The sequence below is a fragment of the Klebsiella sp. R390 genome (genome assembly GCF_051131745.1).
Taxonomy (GTDB): domain Bacteria; phylum Pseudomonadota; class Gammaproteobacteria; order Enterobacterales; family Enterobacteriaceae; genus Klebsiella.
In genome coordinates, this window is the sequence record NZ_CP180445.1 from 725,108 (window position 1) to 739,393 (window position 14,286).

Below are 14,286 nucleotides of genomic sequence, written 5' to 3' on the forward strand. Positions count from 1 at the left end.
GCCAGTCACTACGCGACAAAACTGGCAATTACTGGACAATTGTATGCTTCGTTCGTTTTTATGCTCGCCATCACAAATCCCGTGGCAACATCATTCAATCTCCCGGCAAGACTAACATTTGAGGTGGATCGCAATTTTCTGCTCACCTTACAAATATCCAGTAAATGCACTTTTTCTCTACTGTTTTAAGCGTCGCCCTTTTTCTAAGGTTGATGCATCAACTCAGTCACGGGCCACACAGCGCTCAGGAGAAAAATGATGAACGAACTGGTGCAAATACTAAAAAATACACGCCAGCATCTTATGACCGGGGTCTCGCACATGATCCCCTTTGTCGTGTCCGGGGGGATCCTGCTGGCGGTCTCCGTCATGTTGTATGGCAAGGGGGCGGTGCCCGATGCGGTCTCCGACCCTAACCTCAAAAAACTGTTTGATATTGGCGTGGCCGGCCTGACGCTGATGGTGCCGTTTCTGGCGGCCTATATCGGCTACTCCATCGCCGACCGCGCGGCGCTGGCCCCTTGTGCCATCGGCGCCTGGGTCGGCAACAGCTTTGGCGCCGGTTTCTTCGGCGCGCTGATTGCCGGGCTGATTGGCGGCCTGGTGGTCTACTACCTGAAAAAAATCCCGGTGCACAAAGTGCTGCGCTCGGTGATGCCTATCTTCGTTATTCCCATTATCGGCACCTTTATTACCGCCGGGATCATGATGTGGGGCCTCGGTGAGCCGATTGGCGCGCTGACCGCCAGCCTGACCGGCTGGCTGCAGGGAATGCGCGAAGGCAGCATCATCGTGCTGGCCGTCATTATGGGGCTGATGCTGGCCTTCGACATGGGCGGCCCGGTCAACAAAGTCGCCTACGCCTTCATGCTGATCTGCGTCTCACAAGGGGTCTACAGCGTGGTCGCCATCGCCGCCGTCGGTATCGCCGTACCGCCGCTGGGCATGGGGCTGGCGACGCTGATTGGCCGCAAATACTTCTCTGCGGAAGAGCGCGAAACCGGTAAAGCCGCGCTGGTGATGGGGTGCGTAGGCGTCACCGAAGGCGCGATTCCTTTCGCCGCCGCTGACCCGCTGCGGGTGATCCCCGCCAATATGATTGGCGCGGCGGCAGGCTGCGTGACCGCAGCGCTGCTCGGCGCACAGTGTTACGCCGGCTGGGGCGGGCTGATTGTCCTGCCGGTGGTGCAGGGCAAAGGCGGCTTTATTGCGGGCCTGCTGGTGGGAGCCGTGGTCAGCGCGGGCTGCGTCATCCTGCTCAAAGCCCTCGCCAGAAAGAAAGCGTCCGCCGCGAAAGCCGACGACGAGATAGATCTTGATTTCGAAATTAACTGATACACGGGAAGGAATATTGTATGACCAAAATTATCGCCGTTACCGCTTGCCCGTCTGGCGTTGCCCATACCTATATGGCCGCCGAGTCGCTGGAGAGCGCCGCCAAAACTAAGGGCTGGCAGGTCAAAGTCGAAACGCAGGGCTCTATCGGGATTGAGAACGAGCTAAACAGCGAAGACGTCGCCAGCGCCGATATCGTGATCCTCACTAAAGATATCGGTATCAAGTTCGAAGAACGCTTCGCCGGCAAAACCATCGTGCGCGTCAACATCAGCGACGCGGTGAAACGGGCCGACGCCATTATGAACAAAATCGACAGCCATCTTGCCCAGAAGGCCTGAATGAATAACGCGGGGCACGGTTTGTGCCCCGCCTGAATAACATGGAGTTTGTCATGACCAATCGCACTCAACGCCTGAAAGATCGTCTGTTCGCCCAGCCGCGGGAGATCTCCCTCGAGCGCGCCCTGCTCTATACCGCCAGCCATCAGCAGACAGAAGGAGAACCGGTGATGATCCGCCGGGCCAAAGCGACCGCCTGGATCCTCGACCATGTGCAGATTTCGATTCGTGATGATGAACTGATCGCCGGTAACCGTACCGTGAAGCCGCGTGCCGGGATTATCTCTCCGGAGATGGACCCCTACTGGCTGCTTAACGAGCTGGATAGTTTCCCGACCCGTCCTCAGGACCGCTTCAACATCAGTGAAGAAGACCAGCGCATCTACCGGGAAATGCTGTTCCCCTACTGGGAAAAGCGCTCAATGAAGGACTTTATCAACCAGCAGATGACCGATGAGGTAAAACGCGCCATCAGCACGCAGATTTTTAGCGTGAACCAGACCGATAAAGGCCAGGGACATATCATCATCGACTACCCACGCCTGCTGGGCAATGGCCTCGCCGCGCTGGTGGCGGAACTGGATGCGCTCCACGCCCAGCACCCGCAAAACGCGTTTTACGAGGCGGTGCTGATCCTGCTGCAGGCCTCCCAGCGCCATATCCTGCGCTATGCGGCCCTGGCCGATGAGATGGCCGTCGCCTGCGTTGACCCGCTGCGGCGCAAGGAACTGGAAACCATTGCCGCCACGTCGCGCCACAATGCGCGGCACCGTCCGGAAGATTTCGCCCAGGCCTGCCAGCTGTTCTGGTATATGAACATCATTTTGCAGTATGAATCTAACGCCAGTTCGATTTCCCTGGGACGTTTTGACCAGTACATGCTGCCCTATTATCAGGCGTCGCTGAATCGCGGCCAGGACCCGCAGTTCCTGCAGGAGCTGCTGGAGTCACTGTGGGTGAAATGTAACGATATCGTCCTGCTGCGTTCCACCAGCAGCGCGCGCTATTTCGCCGGCTTCCCTACCGGCTATACCGCCCTGCTCGGCGGCCTGAGCGAAACCGGGCGCAGCGCGGTGAATATCCTCTCCTTTTTGTCCCTCGACGCCTATCAGAACGTTCGCCTGCCGCAGCCGAACCTCGGCGTGCGGGTCAACGAGCTGATTGACCGCCCTTTCCTGCGCAAAACCGCCGAGACCATCCGCCTGGGCACCGGCATTCCACAGATCTTCAACGATGAAGTGGTGATCCCGGCGTTTCTCAACCGCGGCGTGTCGCTGGAAGATGCGCGGGATTACGCGGTGGTCGGCTGCGTAGAGCTGTCGATCCCCGGACGGACGTACGGCCTGCACGATATCGCGATGTTCAACCTGCTGAAGGTGATGGAAATCGTGATGCTGGAAAATGAAAACAACCCGGACATCACCTGGGACGGGCTGATGGTGCAGATCCGTGACAAGATCCGCTACTACATCAAGCTCATGGTCGAAGGCAGCAATATCTGCGATATCGGCCACCGCGACTGGGCACCGGTGCCTTTGCTCTCCTCGTTCGTCGAGGATTGCGTGCCGCATGGCAAAGACATTACCGAAGGCGGCGCGCGCTATAACTTCTCCGGCGTGCAGGGTATCGGCATTGCCAACCTGAGCGATTCGCTACACGCCCTAAATGGGATGGTGTTTGAGCAACAACGCCTGAGCTTCGCGGAGCTGGTTGCAGTGCTGAAAGCCAACTTCCAGACGCCGGAGGGCGACAAAATTCGCGCCCGGCTGATCAACCGCTTTGAAAAATACGGTAACGATATCGACGACGTGGACAACATCAGCGCCGATCTGCTGCGCTTTTACTGTAAAGAGGTGGAACGCTACGAGAACCCACGCGGCGGCCGCTTTACCCCCGGATCCTACACCGTCTCTGCCCACGTGCCGCTGGGCTCGGTGGTCGGCGCGACGCCGGACGGACGCCTGGCCGGTGAACAGCTGGCGGACGGCGGACTGTCGCCGATGGTCGGTCAGGATGCCCTCGGGCCAACGGCGGTGCTGAAATCGGTGAGCAAGCTGGATAACACCCTGCTTTCCAACGGGACGCTGCTGAACGTCAAATTCACCTCGGCGACGCTGGCCGGAGATAGCGGGCTCAACAAGCTGGCAGATTTTTTACAAGCCTTCACCCGGCTGAAGCTGCAGCATATTCAGTTCAACGTGGTCAACGCCGATACGCTGCGGGAAGCCCAGCAACGACCGCAGGATTTTGCCGGTCTGGTGGTGCGCGTCGCGGGCTACAGCGCCTTTTTCGTCGAGCTGTCGCAGGAGATTCAGGATGACATTATCCGTCGCACCGCGCATCAGCTGTGAGGTGATGGCCACGCGTGCCGACAGGGCACGCATTTTTAACATCCAGCGCTACTCGTTGAACGACGGTCGGGGTATCCGTACCGTCGTGTTCTTTAAGGGCTGTCCGCACGCCTGTCCGTGGTGCGCTAACCCGGAGTCGATCTCGCCCAAAATCCAGACCGTGCGTCGGGAGAGCAAGTGCCTGCACTGCGCCCATTGCCAGCAGGATGTGGTCGAATGCCCCACCGGTGCCTGGGAGCAAATAGGCCGCGACGTCACCCTGGATAATCTGCTGAAGGAGGTGCTGAAAGATGAGGTCTTCTTCCGCGCCTCCGGCGGCGGTGTCACGCTGTCGGGCGGCGAAGTGCTGATGCAGGCTGAATTTGCTACGCATCTGCTGCGCCGGCTGCGCGAATGGGGGATCCGCACCGCCATTGAAACGGCGGGCGACGCCGCATTCAGCCGCTTTTTCCCGCTGGCGCAAACCTGCGATGAAGTGCTGTTTGATCTGAAAATTATGGATGACGCCCGGGCTCAAACGGTACTGCAGATAAATATGCCGCGGGTACGGGATAATTTCACCCGGCTGGTCGCGGCGAATATTCAGGTTATTCCCCGGGTGCCGCTCATTCCGGGGTATACCCTCAACGAAGAGAATTTCCGCCAGATTCTGGCGTTCCTGGCCCCCTTTAAGCTGCCCGAAATTCATCTTCTGCCGTTCCATCAATACGGCGAAGCCAAATATCACTTACTGGGAAAAATCGGGGCAATGTCGCGAGTTCGCGCCCCGGAGGCGTCTGAAATTCACCCCTTCAGGGCGCTGGCTGAACAGTCCGGTTTTCAGGTGACCATCGGCGGATAACGCCAGGAGGATACGATGGATGTTAATATCGTTGCCGTAACGGCCTGCGTCAGCGGCGTCGCGCATACCTACATGGCGGCCGAGCGTCTGGAAAAGGTGGGCCACCTTGAAAAGTGGCATATTAAAATCGAGACCCAGGGCGCGCTGGGAGTAGAGAACAAAATCACGGCTGACGATATCGCCCATGTTGATGTCGTCCTGCTGGTGACGGATATTGAAATTGACGACGCAAAACGTTTTCACGGCATCCGCACCATTAAGACCAGCATCAAAACCTTCCTGTTGCAGCCGCAGCTGATTATCGAGGCGGTGAAGTGCATTATGAAAAAGCCGGTGGTTTATATCGACATCCCCTGAACCCGGGGAGAATCCTTCTTCGGGCATCTTCAGTTTTCCCCGGAGGCGGTGCTGTGCACCTGTGCGGGCTACACGACCGGAGACGATGCTGGCCTGCCGCCTCCGGGGAACAACACCAAACGGCAACGTCAAATTTAGGCTACGCCCAGCAGCCATTTTTGCGCCGGCGTCAGGCGGCTCGCGGTCTGCGGCGTTAACCAGCGCTGCTGATCCTGCTGCGCGGTATCTTCCCGGTCGATGTACAACCCGTGCAGTACCCGGCGCCTGCTGCCGACCCGATTGCGGGTCCCGCCATGCCAGGCATGGGCGTTATAAATCATCACGCTGCCCGCCGGTGCGGCAAATACCACCTCGTCAGGGTGCGTTAACTCCGGATCGTCCAGCACCTCTTCCGGCAGCTCTGGGCGCTGATGCGTGCCGGGAATAATACGCGGCGCGCCATTTTCCGCGCTTAAATCATCGATAGCCCAAATGGTGTTCACCAGATGTACTTTCGGAAAATCCGGACGGGGTTTCTTCCAGTCCGCATGCAGCGGCTGCTGGCCGCCGTTAAACAACGCTTCCCGCGCGTTCAGGCTGGAAACCTTAAAATCGCCCTGAAAAACATACTGGCAGGCGGAGAGGATCAGCGGATGCGACCAGACTTTTTCCCAAATCACCCCTTTGTTAATCAGGTTGGCAATGCGCGTCGCCGTTGCCTCCTGATGATGTTCAATCGCCAGATTATCGCCCTCTTTCTCGACGATAGCGTCAATCAACTCGCGCATCGCCGCCAGCCACTCCGGGTCCGCAACGTTATGCACCACGGTATAGCCCAGGGTATCCAGCTCTTCTTTCATCTTCGGAGGCAGTTCGATGTTCGCCCCCAGCGCATTCAGATAAACCGCAGATTGTTGTTCCATATTTATATTCCTTAACGTATCGATAACACAGAACAAACTCTAAGCTGCGGCGAGGCGGAAAACATGAAGGCAAAACTACGAAAAACTGGACACGCGTACACGGCAGGGAAAAATGTGACACGCCTCAAAGTCTGTCGTCCCGACCCGTCTGCTCGATGCGATCCATGATGTGAATAGCGCATCGTGCACGCTCAGCTGTTATAAAATAGATGACAATCAACAAGATAATTACTCCATGCTAAGGCCTACAGGATGATTGACGATCTGGCAGATATTTTAAATCGTTTGGTAAATCAGAAAGATAATCTGCATGCCAGGTTCCCCGACCCGGATATCTCCGAGCCCGCGCTGGCGCTGAAAGTCCCGTTTCCGCGACTGGAAATTGTGCTCGAGGGTGAGCTAAAGGAGAACGGGCTGCCGCTGTCGGAGACAATGCTCTCCGCCTCACAGGTCCTGTATGTTCAGGCCGGAAAATGGACGCTGCCGGAATGGAACGGGCCGGCATCGACGCTCAGCATCCTGTTTGGCCGCCAGAAGCTGGGGTTTTGTCTGCAGCACTGGGACGGCAAACAGCTGCGGACGGAAAAACAGAACGTCGCCCGTCTGGGGCCGCGGGTCGGCTCCTATCTGCTGCTGTCGCTGAATGAAATCTGTCTGCAGCCGGACCCGGTGACCGCCCGACTGGTGGTCTCTGCGTTATTGAGCCACTGTCTTGAGCAACTGGTGGGGCTGGAGATGCGGGTCAGCCGCAGTCGCGACCTGTTTATGGCGGTGCAGGATTATCTTGAAGAGCACCTCAGCCAGCCTTTAACCCGCGAATCGGTAGCCAGGCGCTTTCACATTACGCCTAACTACCTGTCGCATATTTTCCAGAAATCAGGCTCCGTCGGCTTCAATGAATTCCTCACCAGCGTGCGCCTGGAAAAGGCGAAAAAACTGCTGCGCGGCTACGATCTCAAGGTCAAAGAGATTGCCCACAACTGCGGATTTGTCGATAGCAACTACTTCTGCCGGGTATTCAAACGCTACACCGAGCGCTCGCCGTCCGAATACCGCCGCCACTGCCGCAGCGCGCAGCAGGGGTAAGGCAAGGCCATGCTAGACAGCCCACTCCACCCGGCCGCGACCGTTGTGTTTCGCAGCATAGAGCGCTTCATCCACTTTCTTAATAAACGCATCCTGGGGTTCATCTTTTTCCCGCATCCCAACGCCAATGCTCACCGACAGCGGATAATCGTGATTAATCAGAATGGAACCGACATTGAGCAGAATGGACTCTGCGAGCTGTGCCACCTCATCGGCGGGCATCCCGTCAACGATGATAGCAAACTCCTCGCCGCCGATCCTCGCCGGCAGGACCGTGTTGCTGGTCAGTTTCGACAGTTGCTTACCCAGCGCGAATAGCACCTCATCGCCCACCAGATGGCCGTAGGTATCGTTAATCTTCTTGAAGAAATCGATATCGAGGATCATCAACGCCACCGGGCTATGGTCCTGTTTTTCGCGGATCGTATCGATAAAGAAACGTCGGTTAGGCAGCTGGGTCAGTTCATCTTTTAATGACTGGGAGCGCGCGTCGACGTACAGAACGTTAATCCGTTCGATGATTTTGTAGATGCCAATCGTGGTCAATAGCATGCCCGACAGCCGCAACAGATCTTCGCAGTAGTACCCCATCCATCTCGGCTGAACGAACATTTCATCCATTAAATCAAAGGTGCCCCCGGCTATCCACAGCAGCAGCCCGTAGCGCACCCAGTTCACCGCGACATGGCTCATTCTGACTTTCGACGAGATCCACAACATAAAGACCAAAAACAGCAGCGCCAGCAAATCGATATACAGCCCGGCTTTAGCAAAAATCACGTCCCAGGGGCCTAATGGTGTCGAAATGGCAATACATAACGTGGCGACGGCGACGATCACCAGTAACGCCGGGAAAAGGTTGGTATGGGGACTGACTGGCTGGGTTTTTATATTGATATTCTTTTCTGAGTTCAACATCGGCATGTCTCTCGGCGGTATCAGAACTTTTCAACAGGTAGCATAGCAGCCCGTGGTTTTTCGTCGAATAAAAATGATAATTTTCTGAGGGTTAAAGATAAATTCGGTTTGATTTCAAGGAATCATAAGGATGTGACGAAAAGAATAGACTGACCCCGCGGAATTTTTCCAACGTGCTACCAATCCATGGCGACGAGGTCAGTGGCGCGGATGGTATCACGTTAGTGCTGCGGAAATTTAGCTATGGATGCTGGGTGCAAGGACTTTGCAGGACTGTGGAATGCCGGAAGATTCTGTTACTGAGACAGCGAGAAATTTTATGAAAAGCACGAAGCCCACCGAAAAATAATGGGGTCAAAGCCATTTATGAATTTCCATGCCAACTGACCGAGGCAAGATTGCCATCATTTATCTACCGGGACTATGATAACAGTACCTGCATCACTAGCCACATCTGGCAGGCTAAACACTAAATATAAGGTGTCGTTATGGCTATTGATCCGGAAATAATATATCTGGAAATTTTAGAAAATATCCTAATGGCAACGCTTGACCCGCAATTTTGGAAACCCGCGCTGCAGAAACTTGCGTTACTGACAGGACATCAGTACGCAGCATTGCTTTATTATGACAAAGGTAATGCGCATCTGATGTCAGATTCATTGCTCTTCGATGACAAGGTCTTTACGGCCTACCGGGATGTGTTTCTGGCAATCGATCCTGCTGAAAAAATATTGACGGGATTACCTATCGGGCAAATGTACAGAGACAGAGATTTTTTAGGAGATAAATTCATCACTAACAGTATTTATTACAATGAATTTCATCACCCGAACGATCTTAATTATCTAACCAGCGTTAAGTTATGTACCATCAATGGCTATTCCACCTATCTATCGCTGATGACAGCGAATGACGCTACCTATCCCCGACCTGAACAATTTGACGTGTTCCGGCGCCTTATCCCAGCGTTAATTGCCGCTAGTCAGATTCACGCCAGGTTTGAACAGCTTCGTAATACCATTAAATATCAGAGTACCGTCATCGATAACGGGATTTACCCGGTCTGGCTGGTGGATCATGCCGGGAAAATTCTTTACGCCACTGCCCACGCCGAAAATTACCAGCGCAACAATCATAAGGTGGTCTGGCCCGTGGGGGCTGACACGCTAAACCTCAATACCGACAGTAAAAAACTGAGACATGCTATCGAACAGGCCACTCTGACAACCGCGCGACCTCGGGCAGGATTATGCTATACCGCCGGACGGAATCCCACACCGATTCTGGTCATTCCGGCCCCACGAAATCCCGGTACAGCTTGCATCATCATTCCTGAGCCTTTCTTCAGCAGCAATGCATTAATGGAGCTATTTAATGTCAAACCCGCCGAGAATGCGGTGGCAGAACTGCTGGTCAGAGGGATGACCCCGAATGAATGCGCCTTGCATCTTGGCGTGTCCATCACCACCGTCAGAACCCACCTTAGCGCTCTTTACCGGAAGACACACACCCGTAATCAGTCTGAACTCCTGCTCATTATCAGGGCTATTCACGGCTAATTTTTTTTAACCACTCATTCATTTGAATGAATGTAGGTTATCTTTCCACCATTATACTTAACCTTATACAAGGGTAATTTTTAGGACCCTGTAACAGGCATGGATAAGACCAGGCAATCAAACAATCCAGGTGCATATTATTTTATCTTCAAGCGCCAACCATAAGTGAGTTTAATATTAACGAGGAGTACACTTATGTCTTCATCACACAGTTACTCATTTTTAGTTTATCTTGTGTTTTTTATCGTTATCTTTGGCACATTACTTTCAATTTTAGTCATCCGCAAGTCTCTTCCTAAAGAATGGTCTTTAGCTGATGCGCTTTCTGAAGATGTTGAATTATCCGCTACCACAGAGGTTAAAGAATCTAAGAACGGCGTTGATACAGTGACAAAGACTCCCCTTTATGATGGTGATGGTAAACCGTTTCTGGTCACAGAAATGAAAGCCAGTTCAAGCCGACTTATTGCACTGATCGGTATGCTGGTCATTTTGTTCATGTATATCGGCTTCGGATCATTATTACTGCTTGATTTTGGCAAGAACAATAAAATATCAGACCCAGATGCTCTTAGTGAAATCATTAAATTCCTGGTTGCCGGTATGACATTGTTTGCGCCTTATCTGGTGAATAAGTTCGCATCTCTATTTCAGGGGTTAACCTCTAATAAATAGACCAATAAACATCGCAATGTTAATAAACATCATGAAGGAGAGTGTTATGGATGCTCTGAACAAACGCATATTCATCACGACTCGCTACCCTGTCAGCGCGCAACACGCCAGCCCACCCATAGAGTTTCTGGAACAGTTAGTCGATACTTTAGAAGATTTACCTGATGATATTTTCGCTGAAAATAAGCTTCATGATATCTATGCGGTCATGAAAGGAGCGCTGGGGCCCTACACCAGCCTTTTACACCGTAAAGCCGTCATGTGTGAAGTGCTTCGTGTGCAAGCGGGGTTTGAATCAGACTGGCGCTGGAAGGCAGGCGTTGATGAGGAAAATGAACGTTCAAAGGCTCACATTGAAAGCGAGGAAACCGGGGCGTTTCAGGTGTCATTTGACAGCATCGACAAAGGGGGCCCGGCACTCCGTGATTTTGTCAGGCAGCATGGCATAGATACACCCGAAACATTCATTACCAAAATGAAAACAGACCACAAGCTGGCTATAGAGTATTGTGCTCGATTGTTACGTTTCAACACCAGCTGGTGCGGAACGATAAAAGACCCCACTAAGGTTATTTCTCACGTGCGACGTGATGCCGTGGAAGAGTTTCAGACATTCGTCACGCTACATACCCCCGCTGCTGAGATTTTAGCTGATAAAATACAGCCTCTAAGCGACAAAGAAAAAATGCTCGACGTGTTGAATATTGCCACCACGCCTGCACGTTACGAAAAAGTTCAGGCTGTCGCTGCAACTGAGCTTTTCAAATTAGCTCATGAGTATTGGCCACATGATGGTTGCGCCCTAAATTTATCTAACTTATTACAAGCAGGAGGAATTGCCGTTCCCGATATTATGCAGGCATTAGCGTTGGGTAATTATCTTCGTGATGAAAGAAAATGGAACGTCATCCCTGTTGGTCAACAGCAACCTGGCGATGTCGGCTCCACCTGCGGCCCTACTGCACATCATGGTTATGATCATATTTATCTGGTTCTGAAACGTAGCGATAGCGACAAAATGCTGATTGCCGACAATCAGCAACCTGTACCTCATGAACGGTTCGCCAGTGGAAATGGCAGAACACCCACGACATTCTTTTTGCGTCCAGTCTGATACAACACAAAGAAAATCATCACAATATGAAAGCCAAATCGGCCACTGCTGTATCTCAGCGGTGGCCGCCCTGCTGGATCCGCCATCAGCATCGTCGCCATTGCGATCGACAGTCAGCCTCTCTCCTGTTCCATGCCGTAATGCTCCTGGACAACCCGCTTAGCCAGACAGCAGACGTTATCACTGAGCACGCATAACCAGCATTACTACTGCTAAAGCATACCCGGCAACCACTCTGCCACATCGCAATGCCCCCCGGCACGCCGCCCTATTTCGCGAACGCATCCCGCGCCTTTCAGCTCTTATTTCGCCTCATCCAACGCCAGGACCGCGCGAGAATACGCGTCAATCGCCAGCGCCACATCGTCGATAGTCACCGACTCCGCCGGATGGTGGCTGACGCCGCCTTTGCAGCGCACAAACAGCATCCCTACCGGCCAGCGCTCGCCGATGGCGATCGCGTCGTGTCCGGCACCGCTCGGTAGAGAGAGCGACGTCCCCTGCACCTCATGCACCGCCGTCGCCAGCACCGCCTGTAAGTGCCGGTCACAGGCGGTGGCCGCAATGCGGTAAAACTCTGCGGCGCTGAATTGCAGCTGACGCCGGGCTGCAATCGCCTGGGCCTCCTCCAGCAACGTATTGAGCAGCGCATCCAGTGGACCATCCTGCGGCCCGCGAATATCCAGCGTCAGGGCCACCTCGCCGGGAATGACGTTCACCGCGCCGGGCGCGCAGCGCAGCGTACCGACCGTCGCCACCAGGTTGCCGGCCTGCTGCCGGGTCATGGTTTCAATCAGCACCATCCATTCGGCGGCGGCGGCCAGCGCATCCCGCCGATGGAGCATCGGTACCGTACCGGCATGGCCCGCCTCGCCGGTAAAGCGGCAGTTCAGGCGGCGCGCGCCATTGATGGCCTCCACCACGCCGAGCGCCAGCCCGGCCTGTTCAAGACAAGGTCCTTGCTCAATATGCAGCTCAAGATAGGCGCTAATGTCGCTAACCGGACGTTCGGCCTGGCGGATGCGGGCCGGGTCGAGACCGGCCTGAACCATCGCCTGCGCCACGCTGATGCCATCCGCATCGCACTGCGCCAGCCAGCCCTCCGGCCACGTCCCGGTCAGGCCACGGCTGCCGAGCAGCGTAATGCCAAAGCGCGTCCCCTCTTCATCGCCGAAGCCGACAATCTCAATAGCTTTCGCCAGCCGTTGTCCCTGCCGGTGCAGATCTTCCACCACGGCGATCGCCGTCAACACCCCCAGCATGCCGTCATAGCGCCCGGCATTACGCACCGTATCAAGGTGCGACCCCAGCAGAATAGCCGGCGCCCCTTCCTGAACCCCTTCGTAGCGCCCGCAAATATTACCGACGCTGTCCTGCCAGACGGTCATTCCCGCCTGCGTCATCCAGCGGGCCACCCGTTGATTGGCCTGCAGATGCTCCGGGGAGAGGTACACCCGGGTCAGCCCTTGCGCAGTGGCGCTGATTGCCGCCAGTTCATCGGCGCGGGCCATCACCCGCACCGCCGCTTCCGTCGTCTCCGCCTGCTGGCGTGGCAATGGACTCATAGCGCACTCTCGCGGCGATAGTGATCCCACGCCGCCTGCATGGCAGCACCCTGAGTAGTGGCAAATTTCAGGTGATTCAGCACCGACTCCAGCGCGCTGAGCGTGGTCATCACGCAATCTTTTCGCGCGTTGTAGCCCATGGTGCCGATGCGCCAGACTTTGCCATGCAGCGGGCCGAACGAGGTGCCAATCTCAATGCCAAAGTCTTCCAGCATCAGCTTACGGACCTGGTCGCCGTTGATGCCGTGGGGAATCACCACCCCGAGCACGTTGTTCATTTTATGTTTCAGGTCGCCGAAGGTATCGAGCCCCATTGCCTGAATGCCCTTAAGTAACGCATCGCCGTGGAGCTTGTGCCGGGCAATGCCGTTATCCAGCCCTTCCTGTAGGATCAGCCGCGCGCATTCCCGGGCGGCAAACAGCGCCGAGGTGGCCTCGGTATGGTGGTTCAGGCGCTCCGGCCCCCAGTAATCCATCACCATGCCAAGGTCGAAATAGTTGGAATAGACCATTTCGTCGACGCCATCCTGATGGGCATCAGTACGAATACCCGCTTCAACGCATTTGCGGCGGCGGATCGCCTCTTCCATGCGCTCGCTCAGGGTGATCGGCGAGGTACCGGACGGCCCGCCGAGGCATTTCTGCATCCCGGCCGACACCGCATCCAGCCCCCAGGCGTCGCTCTCAAGGGCGTTGCCCCCCAGCGAGGCGGTGGCGTCAGTGTAAAACAGCACGTCGTAACGGCGGCAGATCGCCCCCAGTTCGGCCAACGGCTGAAGCATGGTGGTGGAGGTATCGCCCTGCACCGTCAGCAGCAGCCGCGGACGGACGCGCTTGATCGCCTCTTCAACCTGATCCGGGGTAAAGACCTCGCCCCACGGCACCTCAATAGTGTGCACTTCGGCGCGGCAGCGGCGGGCAATTTCACACAGCAGATGGCCAAAGCGACCGAATACCGGCACCAGCACCTTGTCGCCGGGGCGGATCGCCGAAATCAGGATCGCTTCGATCCCCGCGCGGGAGGTGCCGTCCACCAGCATCGTCCAGCGGTTTTCGGTGCGAAAGACGCCGCGATAGAGCGCCATCACTTCATTCATATAGTGGGTCATCGCCGGGTCGTACTGGCCGATCAGCTGGCTTGCCATCGCGCGCAGCACCCGCGGGTCGGCGTTGATTGGCCCCGGCCCCATCAGCAGGCGTGACGGCGGGTTAATTTGCGAAAACTGAGTGATATCCATC

General features: G+C 55.3%; 13 protein-coding genes. 9 read left to right on the forward strand and 4 right to left on the reverse strand.

From position 1 onward, the window contains the following. Positions 1-258: 258 nt before the first annotated feature. From ACMYSP_RS03385 to ACMYSP_RS03405, 5 genes are read left to right on the forward strand one after another with little or no spacing between them, the layout of a single operon-like run. Entirely contained in the window at positions 259-1,335 is a 1,077-nt protein-coding gene (locus tag ACMYSP_RS03385; RefSeq protein ID WP_154143586.1) for a PTS fructose transporter subunit EIIC, read from the forward strand. Between the two features lie 20 nt (positions 1,336-1,355). Further along, positions 1,356-1,676 carry a PTS fructose-like transporter subunit IIB gene (locus tag ACMYSP_RS03390; protein WP_434585578.1) on the forward strand — a complete coding sequence of 107 codons (321 nt, stop codon included), beginning with the start codon at positions 1,356-1,358 and terminating at the stop codon, positions 1,674-1,676. Positions 1,677-1,729: 53 nt separating this feature from the next. Next, positions 1,730-4,027 carry a formate C-acetyltransferase gene (locus ACMYSP_RS03395; protein WP_434585579.1) on the forward strand — a complete coding sequence of 766 codons (2,298 nt, stop codon included), beginning with the start codon at positions 1,730-1,732 and terminating at the stop codon, positions 4,025-4,027. Beyond that, positions 3,993-4,868: a [formate-C-acetyltransferase]-activating enzyme gene (locus ACMYSP_RS03400; protein WP_434585580.1), complete on the forward strand. Its 876-nt coding sequence runs from the start codon at positions 3,993-3,995 to the stop codon at positions 4,866-4,868. Before ACMYSP_RS03395 ends, ACMYSP_RS03400 begins: the two co-directional genes overlap by 35 nt. Positions 4,869-4,883: 15 nt before the next feature. Beyond that, positions 4,884-5,225 carry a PTS fructose-like transporter subunit IIB gene (locus ACMYSP_RS03405; protein ID WP_123753747.1) on the forward strand — a complete coding sequence of 114 codons (342 nt, stop codon included), beginning with the start codon at positions 4,884-4,886 and terminating at the stop codon, positions 5,223-5,225. A gap of 134 nt (positions 5,226-5,359) precedes the next feature. On the opposite strand, the gene ACMYSP_RS03410 is transcribed toward ACMYSP_RS03405, so the two are convergent. Next, positions 5,360-6,127, reverse strand: coding sequence for a phytanoyl-CoA dioxygenase family protein (locus ACMYSP_RS03410; RefSeq protein ID WP_434585581.1), 768 nt, complete (start codon positions 6,125-6,127; stop codon positions 5,360-5,362). A gap of 252 nt (positions 6,128-6,379) precedes the next feature. Here ACMYSP_RS03410 and ACMYSP_RS03415 point away from each other — a divergent pair, with 252 nt between their 5' ends. After that, a complete protein-coding gene (locus tag ACMYSP_RS03415) occupies positions 6,380-7,213 on the forward strand; it encodes a helix-turn-helix transcriptional regulator (protein ID WP_434585582.1) in 834 nt (277 codons plus the stop codon). 12 nt (positions 7,214-7,225) lie between these two features. Here the strand turns inward: ACMYSP_RS03415 and ACMYSP_RS03420 are convergent, their stop codons facing one another. Further along, positions 7,226-8,137 (reverse strand): GGDEF domain-containing protein, encoded by a 912-nt coding sequence (locus ACMYSP_RS03420; RefSeq protein ID WP_434585583.1) that lies wholly within the window; start codon positions 8,135-8,137, stop codon positions 7,226-7,228. Between the two features lie 482 nt (positions 8,138-8,619). On the opposite strand from ACMYSP_RS03420, the gene ACMYSP_RS03425 reads away from it, so the two are divergent. The 3 genes from ACMYSP_RS03425 to ACMYSP_RS03435 all read left to right on the forward strand — a co-directional run bounded on the left by ACMYSP_RS03425 (position 8,620) and on the right by ACMYSP_RS03435 (position 11,482). Continuing rightward, positions 8,620-9,693: a helix-turn-helix transcriptional regulator gene (locus ACMYSP_RS03425; RefSeq protein ID WP_434585584.1), complete on the forward strand. Its 1,074-nt coding sequence runs from the start codon at positions 8,620-8,622 to the stop codon at positions 9,691-9,693. Between the two features lie 195 nt (positions 9,694-9,888). After that, positions 9,889-10,368 (forward strand): hypothetical protein, encoded by a 480-nt coding sequence (locus ACMYSP_RS03430; protein WP_434585585.1) that lies wholly within the window; start codon positions 9,889-9,891, stop codon positions 10,366-10,368. Between the two features lie 46 nt (positions 10,369-10,414). After that, positions 10,415-11,482 (forward strand): hypothetical protein, encoded by a 1,068-nt coding sequence (locus ACMYSP_RS03435; protein WP_434585586.1) that lies wholly within the window; start codon positions 10,415-10,417, stop codon positions 11,480-11,482. 302 nt (positions 11,483-11,784) lie between these two features. Here ACMYSP_RS03435 and hpxK read toward each other — a convergent pair whose 3' ends face one another. Then, complete coding sequence (gene hpxK / locus ACMYSP_RS03440) at positions 11,785-13,047, reverse strand: allantoate amidohydrolase (protein ID WP_434585587.1); 1,263 nt, start codon at positions 13,045-13,047, stop codon at positions 11,785-11,787. Beyond that, the gene (locus ACMYSP_RS03445; RefSeq protein ID WP_434585588.1) at positions 13,044-14,285 is read right to left on the reverse strand and encodes a pyridoxal-phosphate-dependent aminotransferase family protein; all 1,242 of its coding nucleotides are present in this window, start codon (positions 14,283-14,285) and stop codon (positions 13,044-13,046) included. Before ACMYSP_RS03445 ends, hpxK begins: the two co-directional genes overlap by 4 nt. Position 14,286: the final 1 nt, after the last annotated feature.

Bases quoted from the DNA above. Each gene is read 5' to 3' on its own strand.
- ACMYSP_RS03435 (WP_434585586.1), top strand. From the start codon at position 10,415: ATGGATGCTCTGAACAAACGCATATTCATCACGACTCGCTACCCTGTC.
- ACMYSP_RS03420 (WP_434585583.1), bottom strand. From the start codon at position 8,137: ATGCCGATGTTGAACTCAGAAAAGAATATCAATATAAAAACCCAGCCA.
- ACMYSP_RS03430 (WP_434585585.1), top strand. From the start codon at position 9,889: ATGTCTTCATCACACAGTTACTCATTTTTAGTTTATCTTGTGTTTTTT.
- ACMYSP_RS03410 (WP_434585581.1), bottom strand. From the start codon at position 6,127: ATGGAACAACAATCTGCGGTTTATCTGAATGCGCTGGGGGCGAACATC.
- ACMYSP_RS03425 (WP_434585584.1), top strand. From the start codon at position 8,620: ATGGCTATTGATCCGGAAATAATATATCTGGAAATTTTAGAAAATATC.
- ACMYSP_RS03445 (WP_434585588.1), bottom strand. From the start codon at position 14,285: ATGGATATCACTCAGTTTTCGCAAATTAACCCGCCGTCACGCCTGCTG.
- ACMYSP_RS03400 (WP_434585580.1), top strand. From the start codon at position 3,993: ATGACATTATCCGTCGCACCGCGCATCAGCTGTGAGGTGATGGCCACG.
- ACMYSP_RS03395 (WP_434585579.1), top strand. From the start codon at position 1,730: ATGACCAATCGCACTCAACGCCTGAAAGATCGTCTGTTCGCCCAGCCG.
- ACMYSP_RS03405 (WP_123753747.1), top strand. From the start codon at position 4,884: ATGGATGTTAATATCGTTGCCGTAACGGCCTGCGTCAGCGGCGTCGCG.
- ACMYSP_RS03385 (WP_154143586.1), top strand. From the start codon at position 259: ATGAACGAACTGGTGCAAATACTAAAAAATACACGCCAGCATCTTATG.
- ACMYSP_RS03415 (WP_434585582.1), top strand. From the start codon at position 6,380: ATGATTGACGATCTGGCAGATATTTTAAATCGTTTGGTAAATCAGAAA.
- ACMYSP_RS03390 (WP_434585578.1), top strand. From the start codon at position 1,356: ATGACCAAAATTATCGCCGTTACCGCTTGCCCGTCTGGCGTTGCCCAT.
- hpxK (WP_434585587.1), bottom strand. From the start codon at position 13,047: ATGAGTCCATTGCCACGCCAGCAGGCGGAGACGACGGAAGCGGCGGTG.